The sequence below is a fragment of the Cryobacterium sp. N21 genome, assembly GCF_002929575.1.
Taxonomy (GTDB): domain Bacteria; phylum Actinomycetota; class Actinomycetes; order Actinomycetales; family Microbacteriaceae; genus Cryobacterium; species Cryobacterium flavum.
The window spans coordinates 191110-215273 of the sequence record NZ_PJJQ01000030.1 but is presented as its reverse complement, the minus strand read 5'-3'; the positions used below and the strand labels follow the sequence as shown (position 1 = coordinate 215273).

The following is a 24164-nucleotide window of genomic DNA, read 5'->3' as shown; positions in this document are numbered from 1 at the left end:
ACTTTTTGCGCCTTCGCGAGGAACGAGAGTCGCTACTCGCGACCGGCTGAGACCCACTGGGGGTTGAATGATCGGGCCGCGACGATGCGGTCCGCGAGCGCGTCCAAGCGCGCTACGTGTGCGGCATCGAGACGGATGTTCGTGGCCGCGAGATTTTCGTCCACTCGCTCGGTGAAACGCGACCCGGGGATCGGGGACAGAGCAAGCCCGAGGGTACGACCCTTGTCATAGAGCCAGGCAAGCGCGACCTGCGCTGGTGAAACTGCCGCCTCGCGAGCCACCGCGATCACCTCGTCGAGAATGGGCTGGTTGGCGGCGAGGGCATCCGGGGTGAACCGGGGAAACTTATGCCGCCCGTCTGCATCAGTGAGCGCGCTGCGGTCGAATCGCCCGGTGAGCCACTGGCGACCCAGAGGCGAATACGGGACGAACCCGACGCCCAACTCGATCGCGGTAGGGACAACGTGCCGCTCGACGTCTCGGCTGATAATGCTCCACTCGGACTGCACTGCGGCGATCGGGTGAATGGCGGCAGCGCGGCGCAGCTCGTCACCAGTCGGTTCGGAGAGACCGATGTGGCGAATCTTGCCCGCCTGAACCAGTTCGGCGAGGGCCCCGACGGTCTCTTCGATGGGCACGTCGGGGTCGACCCGGTGCTGGTAGTAGAGGTCCAGGTGGTCGGTGGCGAGGCGCGCGAGGCTCAGATCGATCTGCTCGAACACGTAGGCACGATCACCACGGATGCCGCGTGCACCGATTCCCCCGCCCGAAAGGATGCCGAACTTGCTCGCCAGCTGCACCTCATCGCGTCGGGTGGCGATCAATCGGGCAATGGTGCGTTCGCTCAACCCGTTGCCGTAGACGTTGGCCGTGTCGATGAAGGTGAGGCCCGAGTCAACGGCGTGCGTCAGCGTGCGCAGGGCATCGTCGGGATCGATCGGGCCGTAGACCGGCGTGAGCGACATGCCTCCATAGCCCTGCGGGCTGACGGTGAGTCCGTCTCCCAGTGTGACTGCGGTCTGGATGGCGGGCGATGAAGTCATCTTGTCAGGATAGCCGCGCGGTGCCTCGGGGTCCCTCGTGTTACGTGCCGTCTCACGAGAGCGCAAAAAATGCCCGATTGAGAGGTCCAATCGGGCACTTTTTGCGCTTTCGCGTGAACACCTAGAGGAACGGCTCGCCGATGAGGGTCTCAGCTCGCTCCCAGAGACGACTCGCGACCGCTCGGTCTCGGGAGGTGCGGGTCGCCGGCTGACGGGTTGGCGCACCGCGGGTGAGCAGGCGCGGGCCGAAGTAGTCGCCGCCGTGGGCATCCGGGTCGATCGCGGCACGCACTGTCGACCAGGCTCCGTGATGCTTGCCCTGCGCGCCGACCAGCGTTTGCAGGCCGTCGATGACCCGCTTGGCCGGGGTGATTTCGTTGACACCGGGAAGGGTGGGGGTCAACCCCGAAATCGAATATCCCGGATGCGCCACCAGCGACTGCACCATGCCCGCCCCATTGGCCCGCAACCGTCGATCGAGCTCGAACCCGAACACCTGCATTGCGATCTTGGACTGCGCGTACGCCTTCCACCCGTTATACGTGGTGGCCAGCTGCAAATCGTCAAGCGAGGAATCCATCAGCCGGGAGATCAGCGACCCGAGGGACACGACCCGGCTGCCGGGAGTACGCCGCAAGGCCATGAGCGACCCCGCAGTCAAAGCAAAATGCCCGAGAAAGTTCGTCGCAAAGACCAGCTCGTTGCCGTCGAGGCTCACGGCGCGATCCGTCGGCGGGTGCACGATTCCAGCGTTGAGAATCAGGCCGTCGAGGCGAGGAAAAGCGCGCAGGGTTTCGCTGACGTCGCGAACTGACTGCAGATCGGCGACATCGAGCTGCAACACCGAAACGGATGCCCCCGCCACGCGGGCGCGAATCGCCGAGGCCGCGGCATCCGCTTTCACCGGGTTACGGCAGGCGAGCACGACGTGGGCGCCCGCGCCGGCGAGCTGCTCGCTAGTGAAGTAGCCGAGGCCGGCGTTGGCACCGGTGACGACAAAGGTCTTGCCGGTCTGGTCGGGCAGAGCCCGCGGGTTCCAGTTCATGAGTCCTGCTCGGCGACGAGCTGACGCCCGAAAACGTCTGTCTCGACGGTCACAGCGCCGAGATCTCCGAGCCGGCGGGAGTCACGACGCCGAGCTCGGTACGTGCGCGGTCGGCGGGTGCGGAAGCGGGTGCGGCTGCGCGGGAGCGGCCTGCTCGGCGACAGCAGCGGAAGTCGGCGCAGAGCCGGCGGCCCGCCCCGGCTGCACAGCATCCCCACCGGCGATCTTCACGTGGTGGTGGATGACCTCGGCGATGATGAAATTGAGAAACTTCTCGGCGAAGGCCGGGTCGAGATGGGCCTCCTCGGCGAGGCCGCGCAGCCGATCGATCTGCATGAGTTCACGCGCCGGGTCGGCGGCCGGCAGCCCGTGCGCTGCCTTGAGCCGCCCAACTTGCTGGGTGAACTTGAATCGCTCGGCCAGCAGATGAATGAGCGCGGCGTCGATATTGTCGATGCTTTCGCGAATGCTGTGCAGCTGCGCAATCGCAGCAGCGTCAGCGTCGCCGGGTAACTCCTCGTGTACGACCATACTTTTACGATAATGCATGGCCTAAGCGGATGCCGCCGCCTCCCGGCCGCCGGGCCGCAGCCAGCTGAATCGCAAGCGTTTCTGCGTCAGCAGGATGCCGAGCAGCACCAACAGCGCCCCGGTCGGCTCGTGCCAGGAGAATGTTTCGGCCAGCACGAGCACCCCCAGCACCACGCCAACGACGGGCGTCACGTAGGTAACCGTGGACGCGTTGGTCGGCCCCCAGGCGCGCAGAACGTTGATGTTCCAGATGTAGGCCAGGCCGGTGCCGAGCGCGCCGAGGGCCAGCAGGCACAGCACGATCGGCAGCGTCAGGTGCACCGGGCTCGAGGCCAGAACTGGGGTGAGCAGCAGCATGATCCCGCCAGCGATGCCGATATTGAGAAAAGCAAACGTGCTCGCGGCAATTGGGCGCCCACTCAGAAACCGGCGGGTGTAGCCGAAGGTGAAGCCGTAGCAGACCGCAGCGCCGAGGCAGGCGAGCTGGCCCCAGAGGTCGCCGGTGAGCGAGGAATATTGCCAGGGCCCGATGATCACGACGACACCGATGATGCCGAGCACGACACCGGCCACCTGCGCACGCACGAGCTTCTCCACCCGAAACGCGAGTGTCGCCATGAGCGCGGTCATGATCGGAGTGACGGCGTTGTAGATGCTCGCGAGGCTCGAGGAGACGTACTGCTCGGCCCAGGCGAAGAGCAGGTGTGGAATCACGCATCCGCTAATTGCAATCACCAGAAAGTGCAGCCACACCACGCCTTCCCGCGGCAGTACCGGCCCGTTGCCTATGCGCGGACGGTTCACCAGCACGATCAGCCCCAGGGTCAGCCCACCGAGCACGAGCCTCGACCAGGCGATCTGCCCGAAGCTGACCCCGTCGAGAGCGATTTTCATGAACAGAAAGCTAGAGCCCCAGATCAGCCCCATACCGAGAAATTGCAGCAGGATGAGGCTCTTGCTGGCGGGAGGGGTCGGGGACACGTTCCGAGCCTATAGCTGGCGTCGGCGCACCAGTGCCGGCGCCAGAGCACAAGGTCGGAAAAGCGCCGAAGAATGGCAGCGGATGCTGCACGCCCCCCGCCTGACGTCCACCCCGGTCAAGGCGACGAAACCCGGTCTCGCCGGGTCGTCGCCGCATAACTCCTGCAATCTGTCGCCGGCGGCAGTACCGTGCCCCTGATTATGCGGAACTGAAAGTCCGCCATGAGCAATTTGCAGGAATTATGACGGATGGCTCGGGCTGCCTCGGTGGCTAAGCCAGGAAGTCCTCGCCAGGACCGGCCGAAACGGCCTCGAATCGGCCGTCGCGTCCCAGATTTTCTGAATTCGCCACCAGCCAGGTGCCGAACACAACACCTACTGGGACGTGTCGGCCCCGGCGCTCTGCTCCGCATCGCTTCCAGATTCCGGGACCGGACCGGCCGCACCCGAAGCAGCCTCAGGAGCACTTCCCGCGCTCGGACCAAAGCCGCCCCGCGGCCCGCCGCCGCTGATGGTGCCGCTTGGACCGGCCGGTCGCAGGCTGCGGTAGGTGACGAACCGGCCCTCGAACGCATCAAGGCGTGCCTCGAGCCCGGCGCGCACGGCCGGCCACTCGTCGGCGAGGATCGAGTAGACGGCGCTGTCTCGCCAGGTTCCGTCGGCGCGCGGGCGGTCGCGGCGCAGGATGCCCTCGAATGTGGCCCCGATGCCGAGGATGGCGGCGCGGGAACGCTCGTTGATGGCATCCGCTTGAATCTTGACCCGGCCGAAGCCGTTCTCGAAGGCGGTGCCGAGCACGAGCAGTTTGGTTTCGGCGTTGACAGCGGTGCCCCAGACCCGCGGGTCGTAGGCGGTCCAGCCGAGGTGGATCGACTCGTTTACCTCGTCGATGTCGGCGAGGGTCGTGGTGCCGACGACGTCGCCATCGTTGGGGCCGCCGAGCAGACGCACCACGTAGGGCAGGCTTTCCCACTGAAAGTAGTCGTGTGCCCATTTGATGAAGCTGTCGACATCGCGGTGCAGCGTGGCCGGGCCGCCGCCATAGCCCGCGGCGAAGACTTCGGGGTGCGCGATGGCGCGCGCCAAGTCGGGCAGCACCGCACTTCCGAGCGGTTGCAGCTGCACAAAACGACCGGTCAAGGTCAGGGAATGGGGTCTCACGGCGTTCACTCGCCTAGTGTGACAGGTCAAAGTGAGGAATTGTGCCCTGATTGTGCCAACCGGGCAGATTGGGGGCCCGGTTGGCGATTACTTCTAGTCGATCAGGTCGTGCCGCACCACGATGGCTTCACGGTCGGGGCCGACGCCGATCGCGGAAATGCGCGATCCGCTCATGCCCTCGAGGGCGAGTACGTAGTTCTGCGCGGCCTGCGGCAGGTCGTCGAAGGTGCGCACGCCGGTGATGTCCTCGGTCCAGCCGGGGAAGTTCTCGTAGATCGGAACGGCGTGGTGAAAGTCGCTCTGCGAGACCGGAACTTCTTCAACGCGCACGCCATCGACCGAGTAGGCCACACAGACGGGAATCTCGGCCAGACCAGTGAGTACGTCGAGCTTGGTCAGCACGAAGTCGGTGACGCCGTTGATGCGCGCGGTGTAGCGGGCGATCGGGGCGTCGTACCAGCCACAGCGGCGCGGGCGCCCGGTGGTGGTGCCGAACTCGAAGCCGTTGGAGCGCAGGTATTCGCCCGACTCGTCGAACAGTTCGGTGGGAAACGGGCCGCTGCCGACGCGGGTCGTGTACGCCTTGACCACGGCGATGACGCGGTCGATGCGGTTCGGGGCGATGCCGCTGCCGGTCACCGCGCCGCCGGAGGTGGCGTTCGACGACGTGACGAACGGGTAGGTGCCGTGGTCGACGTCGAGCATGGTGGCCTGGCCGCCCTCGAACAATACGGTCTTGCCGGCGTTCAGGGCCTGGTGCAACAGCAGGGCGGTGTCGGTAACCATGGGACGTAAGCGTTCGGCGTAACCGAGCAGTTCGCTCACGATCTCCTCGGCCTCGATGGCACGGCGGTTGTAGACCTTGACCAGCATATGGTTCTTCTGGTCGAGGGCTCCCTCGACCTTCTGGCGCAGAATGTTCTCATCGAACAGGTCCTGCACGCGAATGCCGACCCGGTTGATCTTGTCGGCGTAGGCCGGGCCGATGCCGCGCCCGGTGGTGCCGATCTGGCGCTTGCCGAGAAAACGCTCGGTGACCTTGTCGAGGGTGCGGTGATACGCGGTGATGACGTGGGCGTTCAGGCTTACCTTGAGCCGGGAGACATCGACGCCGCGTTCCGAGAGAGCGTCGAGCTCTTCAAAGAGCACCTCGACGTCGACGACAACGCCGTTGGCGATGACCGGGGTAACACCAGGACTCAGGATGCCCGACGGCAGCAGGTGCAGCGCATACTTCTCGTCGCCGACGACGACGGTGTGCCCAGCGTTGTTGCCGCCGTTGAACTTGACGACATAGTCGACCCGGCTGCCGAGCAGGTCGGTGGCCTTACCCTTGCCCTCGTCGCCCCACTGGGCTCCGATGAGTACGATCGCGGGCATTTAGTCTTCTCCTCGAATAACGAAAGCTTCGGTGGGCGGCGCCGGGTCGAAACCCGGGCTGCCGGTGTAAAGGGCCCCGATAATGTCGATGGCGTCCACGTCAGCATCCGTCAAAAAAGCCGTCAGGCGGGAGACCTCCTCGGCCTCACCGATCTCCTCGGCACCGCGGCGCAGCGCGAACAGGGCGCGGAGCACACCGCGGTTGGGTTCGTGGCGCCACGGAATGGGGCCGTGGCCGCGCCAGCCAGCCTTACGCAGGGCGTCGAGTCCGCGGTGGTACCCGACGCGGGCGTAGGCATACGACTCGAGGATGCGCCCCTCAGAGTGGGTCGCATCGGCCAGTTCAGCCCAGGCGAGCGGAGAGGTCGGATGCACCTGCACGACGCCGGCGATCTCGCTCCTCGCGGTTCGCCGCAGGGCTTCGAGCACCTCCGGTTCCGCGGGAAGAAGGGTCTCGGGCTCTGAAATCAAATTGTCGCCGGTCACACTGAATGCTATCAAGCCCGGGGCCGGTCTCCCCGGCGACGGGCCAGACGAGCCTGAAACGCCAGTCCCTAAATGGTTAGGCCTGGCTCTGCTGCCGCGCCGCGACCCGCCAGCCACCGTTGACGAACAGGTAGGTCGTCGACATGTTCAGCTCGGCGACGACCTCGCCGCGACGGGCGATCGCCTTGTAGACGACGACACCGGCGTGCTCGCCGAGGCGAATGATGGCGGGTTCGTGAATGCCGTAGCTCTCCCACGGAGCCGCCTGGTCGAAGTAGGCGGTGACCTGGTCGCGCGTAATGACGGCCCCCGGCACAATCATCAGACCGTCGTCGGTCATTTCGCGCTGGTAGTAGGCGCCGCCGTTCCCGCCCAGAATGGCCTCCCATCCGGCGTTTTCTTCGTGGAGGAGTCGGGCCGGAAGATCGTCAGTGATCGCAGTCATACCGTCACGCTAGCCCGTATTCAGCCCGCAAACCAGTAAAGATCAGAACCGGTGCTGAACCACCCAGGCATGCATGGTCACGGCGGCGGCCGCCGAGGCGTTGATCGACCGGGTCGAGCCGAACTGGCTTATTTCGACGATGGAATCGGCGGCGGCGATGGCCGCTTCCGACAGGCCGGGGCCTTCCTGACCGAACAGAAGCACGCAGCGTTCGGGAAATATAAACGTCTCGATGATGACGCTGCCGGGCACATTGTCGATGGCGATAATCGGCAAGTCACCCTTCAAACACCACTCGACGAACGCGGCGACATCCACGTGGTGCAGCACGTGCTGGTAACGGTCGGTGACCATGGCGCCGCGCTTATTCCAACGCTTGCGGCCGATGATATGCACCGTGTCGGCGCCGAACGCATTGGCGCTGCGCACGATCGAGCCAATATTCATGTCGTGCTGCCAGTTCTCGATGGCCACGTGAAACGGATGCCGATGCTCGTCCAGGTCAGCCACGATCGCGGCCATATTCCAGTAGCGGTAGCGGTCGATCACGTTGCGGGTGTCGCCGTGCTCGAGCAGGTCGGCGTCGTAACGGTCTTCGCTCGGCCGTTCCCCCGGCCAGGGACCGACGCCGTAGGTTGAGCGCTCTGGCGTGGAGTTGTCGACTGCAGATTCTGGCACTACCCAACCGTATCCTGCCAACTCCGCCCAGAATTGGGGTTTCGGTGCGCCTAAATTCTGGCTAGGGTTTCGGTATGTCTAAAACGGATGCCCCCGCCCCTGACCGCGTGCTCGCCAAGGCTCCCACCACGGTCGCCTCCAGCCGCCTGCTCTGGCTGCTCGGACCGGCCCTCGTCGCCGGGGTCGCCTACCTCGACCCGGGCAATGTCGCGAGCAATATGACCGCCGGTGCCCGCTACGGCTACCTGCTGGTCTGGGTGGTGGTCGCCGGCAACGTCATGGCCTGGCTCATCCAATACCTCTCGGCGAAGCTCGGCATCGTCACCGGGGCGAGCCTGCCCGAGATCCTCGGCGTGCGCATGAAGCGGCCCACCGCGCGCAGGCTGTACTGGATCCAGGCCGAACTCGTTGCCATGGCCACCGACCTGGCCGAGATCATCGGCGGCGCGGTCGCCCTCAACCTTCTGTTCGACCTGCCGCTCATCTGGGGCGGCGTGATCACCGGCACCATCTCCATGGTCGTGCTCATGGTGCATTCTCGACGGGGGCCGCGCATCTTCGAGCGCGTCATCATCGCGCTCATGCTCATTATCACGATCGGTTTCACGGCCGGCGTCTTTATCTCCCCGCCGGATGGCGGTGGCGTGCTCGCCGGAATGGTGCCCCGCTTCGAGGGGTCGAACTCGGTGCTCCTCGCCGCATCCATCCTGGGTGCCACGATCATGCCGCACGCCATCTACGCGCATTCGTCGCTCACCCGTGACCGGTTTCCGGAGTGGCAGGGCATCGTGGCCACGCGTCGCCTGCTCTGGGCCACGAAGTGGGACGTCACCATTGCCATGGCGATCGCCGGAACGGTGAACCTGGCGATTCTGCTGCTCGCGGCATCCGCATTGCAGGGTGTGGATGGAACCGACACGCTCGAGGGCGCTTACGCGGCGCTGAAGGACACGCTCGGGCCGATCGTTGCGACCCTGTTCGCCGTCGGGCTGCTCGCGTCGGGGCTCGCCTCGACCTCGGTCGGGGCTTATGCGGGGGCCGAGATCATGCACGGCCTGTTGCACGTGCGCATTCCGCTGCTGCTGCGCCGACTGGTCACGCTGATTCCGGCGCTGTTCATTCTCGGGGTGGGGTTCGACCCCACGCAGGCGCTCGTGCTCAGCCAGGTTGTGTTGTCGTTCGGCATTCCGTTCGCGCTGATTCCGCTGGTCTGGCTCACCGCCCAGCGCGGCCTGCTGGGAACCTTCACCAATCGCTGGTTCACGACCGCTGCCGGGGTCGTCTGCGCGTTGGCGCTGGTGGCGTTGAACGTGGTACTGCTCGTACTGGTGTTCACCGGCGCGTGACCCGGATACCCTGAGAGGGTTATGACGCACACGACCGGCGCGGCCGAGGACTACCTCAAGACCATCTATGCCCACACCGAGTGGCAGACCGATTTGATCACCCCGTCGGCGCTCGCGGTGCGACTGGGCGTGGCACCGTCATCCGTCACCGAAATGGTCAAAAAGCTTGCCGCGAGCGGGCTCATCACCCACGTTCCCTACGGCCCACTGGCGCTGACGGATGCCGGCCGGCTGCGTGCGACCGCCGTCGTGCGGCGGCATCGCCTGATCGAGACCTGGCTGGTCGGCGAGATGGGCTATGGCTGGGACCAGGTACACGACGAAGCCGAGATTCTCGAGCACTCCATCTCGGATCGCCTGCTCGAAGCCATCAACGCGCGGCTCGGTTTTCCGGCGCACGATCCGCACGGCGACCCGATTCCGGCCGCCGATGGCACCGTGCTGCGGCCGCCGGCCGTGCTGCTGGCCGACGCCACGGTCGGGCACCGGGCTGCCGTGCTGCGAATCAGTGACCGCGACCCGTCCGTGCTGCGCGAGCTCGCCGCCGACCTGATCGGGCCGGGCACCGAGTTCACACTCAGCGCGCCCTTGACCATCGTTCTAGCGGATGGCCAGAGTCGCCTGGTCACGCCCGCTGCGGCCGCGTCAATCTGGGTGACTGCCTGAGGCTGGGCAGCTTTCACGGACCGAGCAGCCCCAAGGGAATTACCGCAATTCCGTCAGTGCGCCGATAGGCGACTTTTCCGGTCGTGATAACCGCCGAATCCACGAGGTCCGGGCCGATCTCATCGGCCAGCCATCTCAGATGCCGCGTGTCCTTATCGTCTACGGTTCCGGACAGCTTTACTTCCAACGCCACCACCCGGCCGTCCGGTCGCTCGATAATGAGATCCACTTCGTGCTCGCCGCCGTGGGTTCGCAAATGATGCACAGATGCCCCCGCAGCTTGTGCATAGACGCGCACGCTCAGAGTCACCAGGGATTCAAACAGAGCGCCCAGCATCGGACCGTTGCGAAGTTCAGCCGGGCCGATATCTGCCTTATTGATGAGCGTCTCCGCTGAAACACGGAGGAGGCGCGCGGCCAGCGCAGGGTCGGCGAGGTGGTGCTTGGGCGCCTGCCCCAATCCTTTGAGGCGATTTCTGCTCGGCAGCCAGCCGGGAACCTGGTCCAAGAGCCACAGCTTGGTGAGCATTTCCCGGTAGTCCTGCGCGGTGGCTTTTGAGGGTTTGACTGCATCGCCCGGAGTCGCCGCGCGGATAATGCTGTCGTAACTCGCCGTCGTCGAGCTGGCTGCAGCGTAGGCCGCCAGCCACGCTCTGAGCGTTGCCGGACGCCTGACCGCATACCCCGCCTCGGGAAAATCGTGCTCAACGATTGCCGAGAGATAGCCGTCGAGCGTTGCCGATCTATATTCCTTCGTTTGGAGTCGGATCGCCGGAAACCCCGACCGCGTCACCTCGGAGGCATAGTCCTCCAAAGCCAGTGGGCTTGCGCCTTCTATTGCTGCAGGCGGGCCGGCAAGAAGAGTCGCTAGTGAGACTGTAGGCGGGGTGAGCTGCCGCTCGGAGAAGGCCATCGGTCGCATCCGCAGGTGCACAATACGGCCGGCACCGGAATGCGCAGGCGCCTTCGTCGGGCTTGCGCTGCCGGCCAGGATGTACTGACCTGGCCGTGCATCGTGGTCGACGCTGCGGCGAACGGTATCCCAAATCGCTGGAAACGTCTGCCATTCATCAAGCAAAACCGGGCGCGACAACCTCGTTATCCGCTCGCGGTCTGCCTGCAGCAATGCGAGCTGATCCGGATCGTCGAGCTGAATGATGGACCCAGCCCTCCGCGACGCTGTGGCAGTCTTTCCGACAGCCTTTGGCCCGTCGAGGGCGATGGCCGGCAACCCGGCGAGCATGGCTGTCAATTCGGCATCGACGATGCGCGGCGAGTAGTCCATAGGGCTAAGTTACCATTTCTGGGGCTCATACTTTACTGTTTCAAGTCCCTGTGCGTTACCGTTTCCGGAGGCCGTACTTTACTATTTCCGAAATTGGTGGCTGAGGCCCGTCGAGCGGCGACGTGGGAGCACGCGGCGGCATCCGCTTATTTGAGCGATACCCGTAACCGCGGGGAAACGTCGCGCAGCTAGGCTGAGAGTCGACGAAAAGGAGCGCCTGATGGCACGACGCGACGAGATCGAATGCTGGCTCACCGACATGGACGGTGTGCTCGTGCACGAGAACCAGGCCCTTCCGGGGGCGGCCGAGCTGCTGCAGCAGTGGACCGACTCGGGCACGCCGTTTCTGGTGCTCACCAACAACTCCATTTTCACCCCGCGCGACCTGAGCGCCCGGCTGCGTTCGAGCGGGCTGAATGTGCCGGAGGACCGCATCTGGACCTCCGCCCTCGCGACGGCGGATTTTCTGAAGTCGCAGGTTTCCGGCGGCACCGCCTTCGTGATCGGTGAGGTCGGCATCACGACCGCGCTGCACGAGGCCGGGTTCATCATGACCGAGACCGACCCCGACTACGTGGTCGTCGGCGAGACGCGCAACTACTCGTTCGAGGCGATTACCAAGGCGATCCGGCTGATTCTGGGCGGCGCGCGATTCATCGCGACCAACCCCGATGCGACCGGGCCCAGCAAGGACGGCCCGATGCCGGCGACCGGCGCGATCTCGGCGCTGATCTCCAAGGCCACCGGCATGGAACCCTACGTCGTCGGCAAGCCCAACCCCATGATGTTCCGCTCGGCGATGAACAAGATCGGCGCGCACTCGGAGAACACCGGCATGATCGGCGACCGCATGGACACCGACATCGTCGCGGGCATTGAGGCCGGGCTGCACACCATTCTCGTAATGACCGGCATCAGCGACGAAGCCGAAATCAACCGCTACCCGTTTCGGCCCGATGAGATCGTGGCCGGCGTGCACGAGCTGCTCTCGCCGGAGCTCATCGAGAGTGACGAGATCTAGGCGCCTCCTCCACAGGCGCCGGCCTACGGCGTTGCCCCGCCTGAGATCGCCACGGAACAGCCACCACCGAACGCCCCGGGTACCACCCTCCGCTGGTCGAGGATGGTCGAGCAGCCACGGGATCGCCGCGCCGATCTCGGGAACGCCATCATCCCCGGGTCGAGCGGGCCAAGGCAACCCCGCATCCGATCTCGGGAACACCCCCGTTGGTCGAACCGGCCAGAGCCCCGTATCTGATCGCGAGAACCGCAGCAACCCCTGGTCGAGCCTATCGAGACCGCCACAGTCCTGCGATGGCTGGCTGCGCCGCCCAGCCATTCCGTCGGTCGAGTGCAGTTCGGGCTACTTGTCCCAGTTGGGTTTCTCGGCTGGTGTGGCGGCGCGGTTTTGGCCGGCGGGGCGCCAGGTTTGGGTGGGGTCGAACAGGAGCGGGCCGCGGATCCAGGGGCGGCCGTCTCGCATGTCGATGTCCCAGCCGGAGGTGTCGATGCTGGCATGGCCGGCGTTGCAGAGCAGGACGGCGTTGTCGATGTCGGTCAGGCCGCCTTTCTGCCAGGGAACGACGTGGTGAACCTGGGTGAGGTGGGGTGGCACGGTGCAGCCGGGGATGACGCAGCCGCCATCGCGGGCGGCCAATGCTCGGCGGTGACTGGCGGTGAAGAACCGGTTGCTGGTGCCGAGGTGCAGGATTGTGCCGGTGTGGCCGAACAGGATGGGTTGGTAGCCGCCGGCGCAGATGAGTTCGTCGACTTGGTGGGGGGTGAGGGGGCCGTCGATGCCGTCGATCCAGCCGGCGCCGCGGCCGGCGAGGAGGTCGGTGATGTTGATGTGTACGAGCACGGTGGGGGCGGCGCCGCCCATGGTGGGGGTGTCGGGGTGCCGGGCTGCGGCTTCGAACGCGGCGCGGAGGATGCTGGCTTGCTTTTCACTACGGGAGCGGGTGTCGTCGGGTTGCTACGGACACGGACTGAGCGCAGCGGGACTGATCCTGTCGGGGCTGAGCGGGTCGGGTGGGTCGGTGCCGAGCGTGTCGCTGCCCTCCATTTTCGCACCCGCCTCGCCCGCCTGGCCAATTTCGGTGGCTTGGCCCGCCGCGGTGGCGTTCCGCGCCTCGCTGGTTGCTTCTTGTGCCGCTTCGTTGTCGCAGTTCTGGTTGTTCTGGCGGTTCTGGCCGTCGATACCCATCTGCGCGCCGTCGACCCCAGCTTCGGTCTCGCCGTTCTCGTCATTGTCGTTTGTGGTGTCGGGTTCGGGTTCGGTCTCACGGAACGCGACCAGCGCGCGCGGAGTGGCGTCGGAAACTCGACTCGTACCGGACGCCGCGCCGGAAGCCGTGCCAGAGGCGGTGCCGGACGCCGGGGTCGCAGTGCCTCCGGCACCGGGAACGGGGTTGGCCGCCGCGGCGGACAGGTACGCATCAAAAACGTTGCCAACGATGGCGCGGTCGAGGGTGGTGAACCAGCCGCTGAGGCTGTAGCCGCCGTTGCTGAGGGTGCCGAAGGTGAGCCAGCTGCGCCGTTCGGTCGGGGTCTCGCCGGGCGCGGTGCCGTCGGGGGCGAGGCGTGCCTTCCACTGGATGCCCTGCTGCCGCAGCAACTCCGGCGCGAAGGCGATGCCGGCACCGGGGAGCCCCTCGGTTTCGGGAGTGATCGCCCCGGAGCCGCTGGCCACCAGAGAGCGTTCGACCCGGTCGAGGTCCTCCACCAGCACGGAGGAGCGCAGGCCGTCGAGCACCTGCACGATCACCCGGGCCTGCTCCAACCCGAGCTCCCCGCCCTGCAGGGCCTCCCCGAGCACCGGGTAGATGGGGGCCAGCGGGCGGCCGAGCAGCATTCGCTGGCCGGCTTTCTCACCGAGCGCGGACCGCTGACGCACCTCGCTGCGGGACAGTCGGGCGAGGGTGCAGACGAGTTCGACGCCGCTGCGGCAGCCGAGCCGACGGGCCAGCGTCGGCGCAGCCAGAGCCGCCGCCGCACCCTCACCCGCCACGCTCGGAGAAGCCGCAGCACCCTCCGGGATCACGGATTCCGCAGCAGCCTTGCCCGAACCAGCCTTCTCCCGGGCGGCATTCTGCGCGGCGGCGGCACTCTGATCAACAGCAGCCTTCGCGGCGGCTTTCGCTGCGGCAGCATCAAAGTACTGGGAACGGCGCAGCACATCGGTCGTGGAGAGTACCCGGGCCCCGTCGACGACCCGGCCCACGCTCTCCACCGCCAGCAGCAGGGTCAGTGATTCTTCATCGCCCAGCAACCCCAACGACACCCCACCCAACGCCGCCAACAGAATCTCCCGAGCCTGCTCCACCGCCGCAACGACCGGGTTCGAACTGGCCTCGCTCGGGTTTTCCATGAACATGGGCGCCATTGCCTCCTTCACGCCAATTCTACCGTAGATCGAATACAAAAGCGAGAGAACCTCAAAAATAATCCCCGCGAGAAATTGGGCCGCCTGATTTACGCTCGTCACCAATGAGGCCACGTTTATGAGGAAAAACAGGGAGCATCAGGCGTGATTCATCGTCGAAGCGTCTACTGTAAGCGCCAAGCCTACGAATTTATGACTGATTTTTCATCACGAATGTGCCCAAACGTTTGCGCCGGGACCACAGAATCAACGTCAGCCCCGAAGGGCTTCAAAACTCAGCCACGAGCCCGCGCATTTTCGGGTGCTTCGTGCTCATGACCGCTCCAGGCTGGCCACAGCTGCCGGCGCGGCCGGCCGCGCCGGCAGCATCCGCTCGCGCGTGTAGCTTTCGGCCACGCGGTCGAACCTACGGGGCGCTCGTTCCCACGGTCACGAGCGCCGATCCATGCGGGGTCAACATCCGCTCCCGCACCAGAGACGACGCCGACGACCTCGTGGCCTGGCCGAAACCGCAACGACATGAACGAATGCCGCCCGTGCGCGGCGTGCATGTCCGACCCGCAGATTCCCACCACGGTGGAGCACACGAGCACCTCATTGGCGCCGGGAACGGGTATTTCGATATTCTCGAGCACGACATCGGTGGCGGAGTTGACCACGACGCGAACGATTGCTGAGGGCTGCCAGATCAGTAGACCGTGTAGCCGCCGTCGGCGACGAGTATCGAACCGGTGATGAACGACGCTGCTTCGCTGGCCAGGAAGACCACGCAGGGCGCGATCTCCTCGGGCAGGGCGAACCTTTGCTGCGGTGCGTCTTCAACCCAGTAACGCTGGAATTCGGGCCGGTCGACCGGTGCCATCTCGGTCTTGACATAGCCGGGGGCGACCGCGTTCACGCGGATTCCGAATGGGGCCCATTCGGCCGCCAGAGACTTGGTGAGATGGTGCACGGCCGCCTTCGAGGCGTTGTACGCGGGCTGCATTTGCGGGCGGTTGACGATGATCCCCGACATCGAGCCGATGTTGACGATGGCGCCCTTGCCCTCGGTGCGCATGTGGGCACCAACCGACAGGCTCGCTTTCCAGAGCGCGCGAACGTTGAGGTCCCAGACCGCGGCCCATTCGTCGTCGGTGACATCGAATGCCGGTGCGTGGTAGCAGGTGCCGGCGTTGTTCACGAGAATGTCGATCTTGCCGAGGCCGGTGATGGCTTCCTCGGTCATGCGGGCGACCTGATCGTCTTTGGTGATGTCGGCCTGGATAGTGACGAAGTCATACCCGGCAGCCTTGGCCTCCACCGCAACGGCGGCGTTGCGTTCGGCGCTTCGCCCGGCGATTGCGACGTGGGCGCCGGCCTGGGCCAGCGCGAACGCGAAGGCCTTGCCGAGCCCTTGGTTGCCGCCGGTGACCAGGGCTGTTCTTCCTTCGAGGCTGAATACATTCATGGTGGTGCTCCGTTTCTCTCGGGACTAGTTCGGGTAGACGATGGACTTGAGGCTGTCTTCGTTCCGATCACTGTCGAGGGCTTCCGCGACATGCTCCAGGTCGAATTTGCCGGTCACGAGCGAGTCGAGGTCGACCTGTCCGGAGGCGACCAGGTGGATAGCGGTCGGCCAGGTGTCCACGTAGCGGAAGATGCCGGTGACGGTCAGTTCCAGGTTTTGAATTTGCGACACCGGCAGGATCATCTCGGGGTTGCCGAGCCCCACCAGAACGACCGTGCCGGCTGGCCGCACCGAGCGGATGCCGCTGTCCACGGCCCGCGCGGAACCGCTGGCGTCGATGAACGCGTTCACGTCAAGGCCCAGCGTTGCCGGGTCTTCGGCCACGGGGTCGATGACCCGGGTGGCTCCGAACTTTAGCGCACGCTCACGCTTGGCTGCAATCAGGTCGGAGACGATGATCTCGCTCGCGCCGAAGGCCCGCGCGGTCTGGGCGGTGATAATGCCGATCGGGCCGGCGCCGGCGATGAGAATCGATGACCCGGGGACGATACCAGCCTTGCGGATGCTCGCGATGGCGACCGAGAGCGGCTCCAGCAGGGCGGCAGCCTCAAACGACACCGAGTCGGGAATTGCGTGGGCGAATTCGGTCTGGATCGTCACGTAGCCGCAGAAGGCACCGTCGATGGGCGGGGTTGCGTAGAATTCCATCTTGGAGCACAGGTTGTACCGGCCCGCGCGGCATTCCCGACACAGCCGGCAGGCGCGCTGCGGTTCCACGGCCACGCGCTCCCCCACGCGAGCGGGATCGACGTCCACTCCGGCCGCCACGATGGTGCCGCTGAGCTCATGGCCCAGAACCAGAGGGGCATCGACGATGAAGTCGCCGATTCGGCCTTCGCGGTAGTAGTGCACGTCGGAGCCGCAGACGCCGACCGCGGCCACCTTTACAAGCACCTCATCGGCGCCGGCCGTGGGCACGGCACGGTCCTCGATCGTCAAGTCCTGTTGTTTCAGCAAAACGCTCGTTCGCATTGTCGCCGGGAGCGTGGATGAACTGGCCATGACTAGTCTTCTCTCTGAACTGGGTGGGATTCGTAGGGACTGAAAAATAGGGCTCGGCCGGAGACGATGTATTCGGCGCCCAGGGAGCGGGCGGAGTCGGCCACCACTGAGGTGACGCCGCCGTCAACGCCGACCGGCAACATCCGCCAATCGAACGACCCGATGGGTGCGGTCGAGGGCGACGAGTCTGTGGCATTGCCCTGCGATGGCCAGGCCCACAATCGGGTCAGTCAAACCCGCCCCGGCCTTCGCAGCGGCAATCGCCGTGGTGAAAGTCGCCCACGAATCCTCGGGGTGCTGCTCGCCGTATGAAGGCACACGCTGCTTCCAGCACCGAAACGTCGTTGTCGCTCACATGAACCCCGGACACTCTCTTTTGTCTAGATCTTTATCCTGATGGGGCCGTACTCAAATGTCAAGTTGCCCGCTCATATGAGAGAATTAGCGTGCGAGAATGGATACTCGCGTAGAGCCCGAGGTCAAGGAGAGTCATGGATATCGGTCCCAGCGAACTTGTTCAGATGGCTTTTGTCGCCCAGCAGCACTATCGCGCCGGAAAATCTCTCGTCGAAATCGCGGACGATATCGACATGTCACGCTTCAAAGTCGCTCGTCTTCTCGCGCGCGCCCGAGAAACCGGGCTCGTCACCATTCGGGTGAATACCCCCGGCACCCTGCACGCCGATCTCGCTTCTCGACTGGCGAAGGCCTACGGACTGAACCGGGCGATTGTGGCCAACACGACCACCGATCTCAGCCCGGCCATTCGCACCGAACTGGGGCGGATTACGGCCAACCTGCTTATCGAGATCGTCACGGAGTCCGACGTGCTGGGCATTGCGAGTGGACGCACCCTCACGGCCATCGTGGATCAGCTCGACCGGCTCGCGCCTTGCGATGTCGTGCAGCTCACCGGCCTGGCCGGGGATCCTAGCCAGACCTCCAGCGATCTGGTGCGACGAATCTGCGAGATTTCTGGCGGTCGCCCGTACCCGATCTATGCCCCGCTCGTCGTTTCCGATTCGCAGGCTGCCGAAGCTTTCAAACGTCAGCCATCCATTCAAGCCACATTTCAGCGGATGAGCCGAGTCACCAAGGCGGTGCTCGCGGTCGGCAGCTGGGAACCACCGGAGTCGCAACTCAGTGATGGCCTCAGCGGCGAGGAGCGCGCCGAACTGCTCGCACGCGGCGTACGCGCCGAGATCAGCGCCACCCTGCTCGATGAGCGAGGCCAGCGCGTGCCGGCCCTCGAGGGCCGCACGCTCGCGATCGACATCGACCAGCTGCGTGATATTCCCGAGGTCATCGTCGTGGCCGGTGGTGCGAAGAAGACGGAGGCGTTGCGGGCGGCGCTCAATACCGGGATTGTGACGATTCTGGCGACCGATTCCCACACGGCCCAACGACTTCTGGGCGGCGCCCAGCGAGTTCAGTGACCCGGCGCACACGCAAACGGTTTCGCCGCTGGCGAGAAAACTTTCTCGCCAGCGGCGAAACCGTTGTGTCAATAGGACGCTAGCTACTCGCCCTGTCCCGGCAGGTTTTCAAAGGCGATATCGCCCGTGATGAGGTTGCCAGCGATCAGTTCACTGAGCGCGTCGAGGAACGTCGGACGGTCGCTGACAACGTGCTCGATAGCGTCACCGACGTTGTCGGTCGTGATCGGGGGCATGAGGTAGACGAGGTTCTTGTCGACGTCTTCTCCGCGGGCGATCTTTGCGGCGACCGCGACACCGGTGGCGAGCTGAACGGTACCGTTCTGCAGGCTCGTGCCGATGAAGTCACCGTTCTGAACAGCGTTCAGGCCGTCTTCGATGCCGTCGATACCCACAACGGGCACGCCCTCGATGCCGGCTTCGCGCAGCGCCTGCACGGCGCCGAGGCCCATGTCGTCGTTCTGGGCGATGACACCGTCGATGTCGCCGCCGAACGCGGAGATCCAGTTCTTGACCTTGTTGATGGCTTCGTCGCGGCTCCAGTTGGCCGTGTCCTTGGCCAGAACGGTGATTCCGGGGTTTTCGGCCAGGACGTTGTCGATTCCCTGGCCACGGTTGATTTCACCGGATCCGCCGAGGGGGCCCTGCAGGATCACGACATTTCCGGAGCCGCCGAGGGCTTCCATCATCATCTCGGCTTCCTGCTCGCCAGCCGCGACGTCGTCGGGCTGAACGCTGCCGGCAACTTCGGAATTGTTCAGCGTTGCGTTCACGTCAAGGAACGGAATGCCGGCAGTCTTGGCCGCAGCAACCTGCGGCTGGAGGGTCTCGAGCTGCACCGGTACGACGACGATGGCGTCAACGGCAGCGCTGATGTACTGGTCGATCTGGTTCGCCTGGGTGCTGACATCCATGCCCGCTGAATTCCAGAGAATGTCAATGTCATTCTCTTCCGCATAACGGTCGATGCCTTCCTTGCCCTCAGTAATGAACGACGACATGTCGTAAACCGTCACACCGATCGTGACCCGGTCGCCGGCGTCCGCGCCCTGATTGGCCGTGGGGTCGCCCGCGCCGCACGCGGTGAGCGAGAGCGCGGTGAGCCCTGCAATCGCGATTCCGGTCGCGCGACGGATGTTGCCTGTGATCTTCATTGATTCCTCCGTGTTGAGTTTCCCGGTGCCGGGAGTGGATGGCGCCAGTGCGAATGCACGTGGGCCAAGTGCGTGGCGACGAAGCTAAACGCGTCGTTTGGAGGCCCAAACGTCGACCGCGACGGCCGTGACGATGAGCACCCCCTTGATGACGTCCTGCCAGTAGGCGGGGACAGTGAGGATATCGAGTCCGTTATTGAGGGTTTGAATGAGCAGGAGCCCGAGCGCAGTGCCCCAGATGGTGCCGCGGCCACCGAGCAGGCTGGCGCCGCCGATCACGACGGCCGCAATGGCGTCGAGTTCGTAGCCCTGGCCAAGGTTCGGCGACCCGCTGATCACGCGCGAGGAGAGCATAATTCCGGAGAGCCCCGCGAGCGCGCCGCTGATCGCGTAGACGCTGAACAGGATGCGCCCGGTTTTGACACCGGCGATCTCGGCGGCCAGACGATTGCCGCCGACGGCGTAGACGCGCATCCCGTAGGCGGTTCGCTTCATCATGATGCCGAAACCCACGATGCTGACGATCATCAGGATCACGGGGATCGTCAGCCCGAAGATTTCAGTGTTGGCGATCTGGCCGTAGGCTTCCGGCATCCCGTTGATTGGTGCGCCCCCGCCCACGACGAAGGCCAGGCCGGATGCCAGGGTAAGCATGCCCAACGTCGCAATGAACGGTGGCACGTTGATCACCGAGACGACCAACCCGTTGATCGAACCGGCGATGAGGCCCACGGCCACGGCCACGAGCAGTGCCAGCCAGATGCGGTCGGGGAACGTCTTGGCGGTCAGGGCGCCCGACATCGCACTGAGCGCGATGATGCTGCCGACGGACAGGTCGATACCGCCGGTGAGAATAACGAGGGTCTGACCGAGTGCGATCAGCGCAAACGGCGCCGCAGCGATGAGGATCGTGACGACATTGTCGACGGTTCCGAATCGTGCGCTGCGATAGAGGAAGAACGAGATGATGAGAACCATCACGATCACCATCGCGTAGCGAACCGCGAGGTCCTGCAACCATTTGCCGGAGAATCGTCGCGTGGTGTCCTGGGTAATTGTCATGCTCAGTTGTCCTTCTGCTTGTTCGTGGACGGGTCTGCACTGGCGGGAACGGTCAATGCGGCGGGGTCGATGCCATCGAGTCCGCTGGCCAGCCGAAAGATCGTGTCTTGCACCCCGGGATGCGCCAGCTGCTCGGCGTTGAGCTCACCGGCGATGATGCCGTTTCGCAGGACAAGTGCCGTGTGCGACAGGCTCAGAATTTCCGGCATATCGCTGGATGCCATGACGACGGCCATGCCTTCCGCTGCGAGGTCGACGATGATGCGGTAGATCTCGCTACGGGCACCCACGTCAACACCACGGGTCGGCTCATCGAGGATGAGGACGTCAACCGGGGAGGTGAGCCAGCGTGCGAGCACCACCTTCTGCTGGTTACCTCCCGACAGCGTCTCCATGGACTGGTCCAGGCCTCGGCTGCGCAGCTTCACGGCGTCCATGGCTTCGCGAACCTGCGAACGTCGGAGGCCCTGCCGCAGCAGTCCCCCCGCCGAGAATTGCTGGATCCGGGGCAGCGTGGCGTTGTCGAGCACACTCATCGAGAGGATGGCACCGGCACCCTTGCGATCCTCCGGTACAAAGGCCATGCGTGCCGCAATTGCCGCTGCCGGCGTGCCTCCCTTGACCGTGACACCCTTCACGGCAATCGAGCCGGCCGTGCTCTTGCGAATGCCGAACACAGTTTCCAAGAGTTCCGTTCGACCGGCGCCGACGAGCCCTGCCAGGCCTACGATCTCGCCGCGGCGCACGGTGAGGCTGAGTGGGGCGCCAGCACCGATGACCTGCAGGTTGTCGATCGCCAGCACGATTTCTGTTCCAGGCTCGGGAAGTTCGGGAAAGAGGCCTTCGAGTTCGCGACCGATCATGGCCGTGACGATGTCGTCGTCGGTGAGGTTGCGCAGGGGCTCATCGAGCACGAGCTCACCGTCCCGCAGCACCAGAACGCGGTCGGCGAGTGCGCGCATTTCTTCCATCTTGTGAGTGGTGAACAGGAGGGCGACTCCGCGGTCGCGCAGGGTGCGCATTACCTCGATCAGCCGGCCAACTTCACGCTCAGCGATCGCGCTGGAGGGCTCGTCGAGCAGAATGACACGTGCTCCGGTGTTGGTGGCCTTCACGATTTCGACGATCTGGCGCAGGCCGACCGGCAGGCTCCCCATGCGTTGAGTCGGCTCAATATCGACGCCGAAGACGTGCAGAATCTCCCGCGCGGAGTCGATCATGGCCCGGCGCCGCAGGCCCAGCGGCCCGCGCAGTTCGCGGCCGATGAAGATATTCTCATAGACCGTCATCTCGAGAACAGAGGCGAGTTCTTGCGGAACGATGGCGACCCCGAGACGATACGCCGCCTGCGGATTACCGCTCGGCAGGCTCTCTCCACGCACCAGCACTTCACCAGAGTCTGGCCGGTACTGGCCGGACGCAATCTTCATGAGCGTGGATTTGCCGGCGCCGTTTTCACCCGCCAGAGCAGTGATGGTTCCGGGAGCCAGCGACAGCGAGATCCCCTTGAGCACCGGTACGCCACCGAATGCCTTGGTCAGGTCGCGGCACTCCAGGGTGCCCAATTCGTCTGTCATTAGCCTCACCTTTCGCGCAAGGAGTGCTGGTGACAGAGCCTCATTGCGATCAACCACGTAAAACGGATGTTTTCAAACTCTAACCTCAAAAAATACATATGAGAAACTAGCGTGCACAAATGAGCGAAGTGCTAACCTTGAGCGCCGCCAAGGTCAATGGAAGAGAGTTGCGTTGAAACGGAATGATGAAGAACAAATGGCCGACGTGGCGACACGTCACTTCATCGGCAACCGGTCGAGAATCGAGATCGCTGAAGAGCTCGGAATCTCCCGGTTCAAGGTTGCCCGGCTCCTGGAACAGGCGATTGAGCTGGGGATCGTCACGATCGATATCGGAATGCCCGGCGTCGTCGATCTGGACATCTCCATTGCCCTCCAGAAACGTTTTGGTCTGAAGCGGGCCATCGCCGTCATGACCCCCAGCCCGCGCCCCGAGGTAGTGCAGGAAGCCCTGGGGCGAGTCGGCGCCCAACTTCTGAGCGAGATCGTCGTCGACGGCGACGTGCTGGGCGTCACCGCCGGTCGTACGCTCAGCCACATGGCCCATCACATTGGCGAGATCGCGCACTGCGAGGTTGTGCAACTCGCCGGTGTTGCCGGACCGGTACGCGAGAACGGTATCGACATCGTGCGTCGCATCGCCCAGGCATCCGGCGGTAACGCCTACCCGATTTTTGCACCCCTGCTGGTGAAAGATCGTGCGACAGCTATAGCGCTGCGCAGCGACCCGGTTATTCATGAGACCTTCCGCCGCTTCGACGGCGTCACCAAGGCCGTCGTCGCCATCGGAAGCTGGAATCCACCGGATTCCCAGCTCTACGACAACGCCCGAAATATCGGTGTGCTCGACGATTTGCTGAGCCGAAACGTGTTGGCCGAGGTAGCAGCCACCCTGCTCGATCCGCACGGCCAGGAGATCGACACCGTCGTCGACCGGTCGGTGGCCGTCAGCTCGGCTCAGCTGCGCGCCATTCCCGACGTAATCGGCCTGGCTGGCGGCACTCTCAAAGCCGCGGCGGTGCGCAGCGCAATCGACAGCGGACTCATCACCTCGCTCGTCACCGATACCGGTTTGGCCCAACGGCTGTTGAGCCAGCCGGTTTAGAGCGCGTTATCGGCGCGTTCCGTCCGACCTCAACTCACAACCAGACCTGGAGTAACCGCATGCATGCAGACCTGACCGGCAAAGTCGCCGTCATCACCGGAGGAGCCCGCGGGCTCGGCTATTCACTCGCGACCGCTCTCGCAGCCCAGGGTGTCTCCGTTGGCCTGATCGACCTGCTCGACGGTGTCGCCGAATCTGCAGCGACTCTGGCCCGCGACTATGGTGTGGCCACCGCGAGTGTTCGGGTCGACGTGACCGATGCCGCGGCGCTGGATGCAGCATTCTCCGCACTGGAGTCGAAGTTGGGAACGGCTAACCTGCTCGTGACCGCCGCGGGGATGACGCTGTGGGGCGATAGCGTCGACGTGACGCCGGCGGCCTGGAACAAGGTGATCGAGGTGAACCTGAACGGGACCTTCTTCGCCAGCCAGTCCTTTGCGCGGCGACTTCTCGCATCTGGTGCACCGGGATCAGTTATCTTCATCGCATCGATGTCGGGCCTCATCGTCAATGTCCCCCAGTTTCAGGCGTCCTACAGCGCGTCCAAGGCAGCGGTGAGCCACCTCGCCAAGTCTCTAGCCGTGGAATGGGCGCAGTCCGGAATTCGTGTGAACGCGATAGCTCCCGGTTACTTTCTGTCGGATATGACCCGGCAGTTCACCACGGAGAATCCTGACCTGGCCACCCAATGGACCAGCACGATCCCGCTCGGTCGCATGGGTGAGCCCGAAGATCTGCACGGACTCACGACGTTCCTCGCTTCGGATGCGTCCGCGTATATCACCGCGCAGACCATCGTCATCGACGGTGGCTACACCGCGCTTTAGCCCTGCTTCAGGCTGAAAGAAGCTGCAGGCGGCGGCTGGCCTGCCGGCCGCATCCGCTCGCG

General features: G+C 64.7%; 24 protein-coding genes and 1 pseudogene. 6 read left to right on the top strand and 19 right to left on the bottom strand.

Annotated features, from left to right (window positions below):
• Positions 1-32 precede the first annotated feature (32 nt).
• From CXY77_RS07000 to CXY77_RS06960, 9 genes are all read right to left on the bottom strand, one after another.
• Complete coding sequence (locus tag CXY77_RS07000; RefSeq protein ID WP_092338102.1) at positions 33-1043, bottom strand: aldo/keto reductase; 1011 nt, start codon at positions 1041-1043, stop codon at positions 33-35.
• A 121-nt stretch (positions 1044-1164) separates the two neighbouring features.
• Complete coding sequence (locus CXY77_RS06995; protein WP_092338104.1) at positions 1165-2088, bottom strand: SDR family NAD(P)-dependent oxidoreductase; 924 nt, start codon at positions 2086-2088, stop codon at positions 1165-1167.
• Positions 2089-2169: 81 nt separating this feature from the next.
• Positions 2170-2619 (bottom strand): chorismate mutase, encoded by a 450-nt coding sequence (locus tag CXY77_RS06990; protein WP_092338106.1) that lies wholly within the window; start codon positions 2617-2619, stop codon positions 2170-2172.
• A 21-nt stretch (positions 2620-2640) separates the two neighbouring features.
• Positions 2641-3600 carry a DMT family transporter gene (locus tag CXY77_RS06985; protein WP_338061534.1) on the bottom strand — a complete coding sequence of 320 codons (960 nt, stop codon included), beginning with the start codon at positions 3598-3600 and terminating at the stop codon, positions 2641-2643.
• A 375-nt stretch (positions 3601-3975) separates the two neighbouring features.
• The gene (locus CXY77_RS06980) at positions 3976-4770 is read right to left on the bottom strand and encodes a GNAT family N-acetyltransferase (protein WP_104090127.1); all 795 of its coding nucleotides are present in this window, start codon (positions 4768-4770) and stop codon (positions 3976-3978) included.
• An 84-nt stretch (positions 4771-4854) separates the two neighbouring features.
• Entirely contained in the window at positions 4855-6141 is a 1287-nt protein-coding gene (locus CXY77_RS06975; protein ID WP_104090125.1) for an adenylosuccinate synthase, read from the bottom strand.
• Positions 6142-6627, bottom strand: a complete 486-nt coding sequence (locus tag CXY77_RS06970) for a DUF3151 domain-containing protein (protein WP_092338112.1) — start codon at positions 6625-6627, stop codon at positions 6142-6144.
• A 76-nt stretch (positions 6628-6703) separates the two neighbouring features.
• Positions 6704-7072 carry a nuclear transport factor 2 family protein gene (locus CXY77_RS06965; protein WP_092338114.1) on the bottom strand — a complete coding sequence of 123 codons (369 nt, stop codon included), beginning with the start codon at positions 7070-7072 and terminating at the stop codon, positions 6704-6706.
• A 42-nt stretch (positions 7073-7114) separates the two neighbouring features.
• Positions 7115-7750, bottom strand: coding sequence for a TrmH family RNA methyltransferase (locus CXY77_RS06960; protein ID WP_104129865.1), 636 nt, complete (start codon positions 7748-7750; stop codon positions 7115-7117).
• A gap of 74 nt (positions 7751-7824) precedes the next feature.
• Here CXY77_RS06960 and CXY77_RS06955 point away from each other — a divergent pair, with 74 nt between their 5' ends.
• Both CXY77_RS06955 and CXY77_RS06950 read left to right on the top strand, forming a co-directional pair.
• Entirely contained in the window at positions 7825-9096 is a 1272-nt protein-coding gene (locus CXY77_RS06955; RefSeq protein ID WP_104090121.1) for an Nramp family divalent metal transporter, read from the top strand.
• Between the two features lie 21 nt (positions 9097-9117).
• On the top strand, positions 9118-9762 hold the full coding sequence (locus tag CXY77_RS06950; RefSeq protein ID WP_104090120.1) for a metal-dependent transcriptional regulator: 645 nt from the start codon (positions 9118-9120) through the stop codon (positions 9760-9762).
• A 13-nt stretch (positions 9763-9775) separates the two neighbouring features.
• Here CXY77_RS06950 and CXY77_RS06945 read toward each other — a convergent pair whose 3' ends face one another.
• A complete protein-coding gene (locus CXY77_RS06945) occupies positions 9776-11047 on the bottom strand; it encodes an ATP-binding protein (protein WP_104090118.1) in 1272 nt (423 codons plus the stop codon).
• Between the two features lie 220 nt (positions 11048-11267).
• Between CXY77_RS06945 and CXY77_RS06940 the strand changes: the two genes are divergently transcribed.
• Complete coding sequence (locus tag CXY77_RS06940) at positions 11268-12068, top strand: HAD-IIA family hydrolase (protein WP_104090116.1); 801 nt, start codon at positions 11268-11270, stop codon at positions 12066-12068.
• Between the two features lie 342 nt (positions 12069-12410).
• On the opposite strand, the gene CXY77_RS20850 is transcribed toward CXY77_RS06940, so the two are convergent.
• From CXY77_RS20850 to CXY77_RS06915, 6 genes and pseudogenes are all read right to left on the bottom strand, one after another.
• Positions 12411-12662 carry an HNH endonuclease gene (locus tag CXY77_RS20850; protein ID WP_255409995.1) on the bottom strand — a complete coding sequence of 84 codons (252 nt, stop codon included), beginning with the start codon at positions 12660-12662 and terminating at the stop codon, positions 12411-12413.
• A 39-nt stretch (positions 12663-12701) separates the two neighbouring features.
• A pseudogene (locus tag CXY77_RS20845) lies at positions 12702-13004 on the bottom strand (hypothetical protein); the annotation flags it as partial.
• A gap of 18 nt (positions 13005-13022) precedes the next feature.
• On the bottom strand, positions 13023-14432 hold the full coding sequence (locus CXY77_RS06930; RefSeq protein WP_104090113.1) for a DUF222 domain-containing protein: 1410 nt from the start codon (positions 14430-14432) through the stop codon (positions 13023-13025).
• A gap of 275 nt (positions 14433-14707) precedes the next feature.
• A complete protein-coding gene (locus CXY77_RS06925; protein ID WP_233197294.1) occupies positions 14708-14983 on the bottom strand; it encodes a hypothetical protein in 276 nt (91 codons plus the stop codon).
• Between the two features lie 137 nt (positions 14984-15120).
• Positions 15121-15879, bottom strand: a complete 759-nt coding sequence (locus tag CXY77_RS06920; RefSeq protein ID WP_104090110.1) for an SDR family NAD(P)-dependent oxidoreductase — start codon at positions 15877-15879, stop codon at positions 15121-15123.
• Positions 15880-15903: 24 nt separating this feature from the next.
• On the bottom strand, positions 15904-16941 hold the full coding sequence (locus tag CXY77_RS06915) for an NAD(P)-dependent alcohol dehydrogenase (protein ID WP_104090109.1): 1038 nt from the start codon (positions 16939-16941) through the stop codon (positions 15904-15906).
• A 491-nt stretch (positions 16942-17432) separates the two neighbouring features.
• On the opposite strand from CXY77_RS06915, the gene CXY77_RS06905 reads away from it, so the two are divergent.
• Positions 17433-18377, top strand: coding sequence for a sugar-binding transcriptional regulator (locus CXY77_RS06905; RefSeq protein ID WP_104090106.1), 945 nt, complete (start codon positions 17433-17435; stop codon positions 18375-18377).
• 83 nt (positions 18378-18460) lie between these two features.
• Here the strand turns inward: CXY77_RS06905 and CXY77_RS06900 are convergent, their stop codons facing one another.
• The 3 genes from CXY77_RS06900 to CXY77_RS06890 form a co-directional block, all read right to left on the bottom strand.
• Entirely contained in the window at positions 18461-19531 is a 1071-nt protein-coding gene (locus CXY77_RS06900) for a substrate-binding domain-containing protein (RefSeq protein ID WP_104090104.1), read from the bottom strand.
• An 84-nt stretch (positions 19532-19615) separates the two neighbouring features.
• Entirely contained in the window at positions 19616-20593 is a 978-nt protein-coding gene (locus CXY77_RS06895) for an ABC transporter permease (RefSeq protein WP_104090102.1), read from the bottom strand.
• Positions 20594-20595: 2 nt separating this feature from the next.
• Positions 20596-22170, bottom strand: a complete 1575-nt coding sequence (locus tag CXY77_RS06890) for a sugar ABC transporter ATP-binding protein (protein ID WP_104090100.1) — start codon at positions 22168-22170, stop codon at positions 20596-20598.
• A gap of 172 nt (positions 22171-22342) precedes the next feature.
• Between CXY77_RS06890 and CXY77_RS06885 the strand changes: the two genes are divergently transcribed.
• Complete coding sequence (locus tag CXY77_RS06885) at positions 22343-23275, top strand: sugar-binding transcriptional regulator (RefSeq protein ID WP_140425489.1); 933 nt, start codon at positions 22343-22345, stop codon at positions 23273-23275.
• A gap of 59 nt (positions 23276-23334) precedes the next feature.
• On the top strand, positions 23335-24102 hold the full coding sequence (locus CXY77_RS06880) for an SDR family oxidoreductase (RefSeq protein WP_104090097.1): 768 nt from the start codon (positions 23335-23337) through the stop codon (positions 24100-24102).
• Positions 24103-24164 lie beyond the last annotated feature (62 nt).

Coding starts and splice junctions, on each gene's coding strand:
- CXY77_RS06965 (WP_092338114.1), bottom strand. CDS start 7,072: ATGACTGCGATCACTGACGATCTTCCGGCCCGACTCCTCCACGAAGAA.
- CXY77_RS07000 (WP_092338102.1), bottom strand. CDS start 1,043: ATGACTTCATCGCCCGCCATCCAGACCGCAGTCACACTGGGAGACGGA.
- CXY77_RS06945 (WP_104090118.1), bottom strand. CDS start 11,047: ATGGACTACTCGCCGCGCATCGTCGATGCCGAATTGACAGCCATGCTC.
- CXY77_RS06880 (WP_104090097.1), top strand. CDS start 23,335: ATGCATGCAGACCTGACCGGCAAAGTCGCCGTCATCACCGGAGGAGCC.
- CXY77_RS06920 (WP_104090110.1), bottom strand. CDS start 15,879: ATGAATGTATTCAGCCTCGAAGGAAGAACAGCCCTGGTCACCGGCGGC.
- CXY77_RS06990 (WP_092338106.1), bottom strand. CDS start 2,619: ATGGTCGTACACGAGGAGTTACCCGGCGACGCTGACGCTGCTGCGATT.
- CXY77_RS06940 (WP_104090116.1), top strand. CDS start 11,268: ATGGCACGACGCGACGAGATCGAATGCTGGCTCACCGACATGGACGGT.
- CXY77_RS06925 (WP_233197294.1), bottom strand. CDS start 14,983: ATGCACGCCGCGCACGGGCGGCATTCGTTCATGTCGTTGCGGTTTCGG.
- CXY77_RS06950 (WP_104090120.1), top strand. CDS start 9,118: ATGACGCACACGACCGGCGCGGCCGAGGACTACCTCAAGACCATCTAT.
- CXY77_RS06975 (WP_104090125.1), bottom strand. CDS start 6,141: ATGCCCGCGATCGTACTCATCGGAGCCCAGTGGGGCGACGAGGGCAAG.
- CXY77_RS06955 (WP_104090121.1), top strand. CDS start 7,825: ATGTCTAAAACGGATGCCCCCGCCCCTGACCGCGTGCTCGCCAAGGCT.
- CXY77_RS06890 (WP_104090100.1), bottom strand. CDS start 22,170: ATGACAGACGAATTGGGCACCCTGGAGTGCCGCGACCTGACCAAGGCA.
- CXY77_RS06905 (WP_104090106.1), top strand. CDS start 17,433: ATGGATATCGGTCCCAGCGAACTTGTTCAGATGGCTTTTGTCGCCCAG.
- CXY77_RS06895 (WP_104090102.1), bottom strand. CDS start 20,593: ATGACAATTACCCAGGACACCACGCGACGATTCTCCGGCAAATGGTTG.
- CXY77_RS06900 (WP_104090104.1), bottom strand. CDS start 19,531: ATGAAGATCACAGGCAACATCCGTCGCGCGACCGGAATCGCGATTGCA.
- CXY77_RS06995 (WP_092338104.1), bottom strand. CDS start 2,088: ATGAACTGGAACCCGCGGGCTCTGCCCGACCAGACCGGCAAGACCTTT.
- CXY77_RS06915 (WP_104090109.1), bottom strand. CDS start 16,941: ATGGCCAGTTCATCCACGCTCCCGGCGACAATGCGAACGAGCGTTTTG.
- CXY77_RS06930 (WP_104090113.1), bottom strand. CDS start 14,432: ATGGCGCCCATGTTCATGGAAAACCCGAGCGAGGCCAGTTCGAACCCG.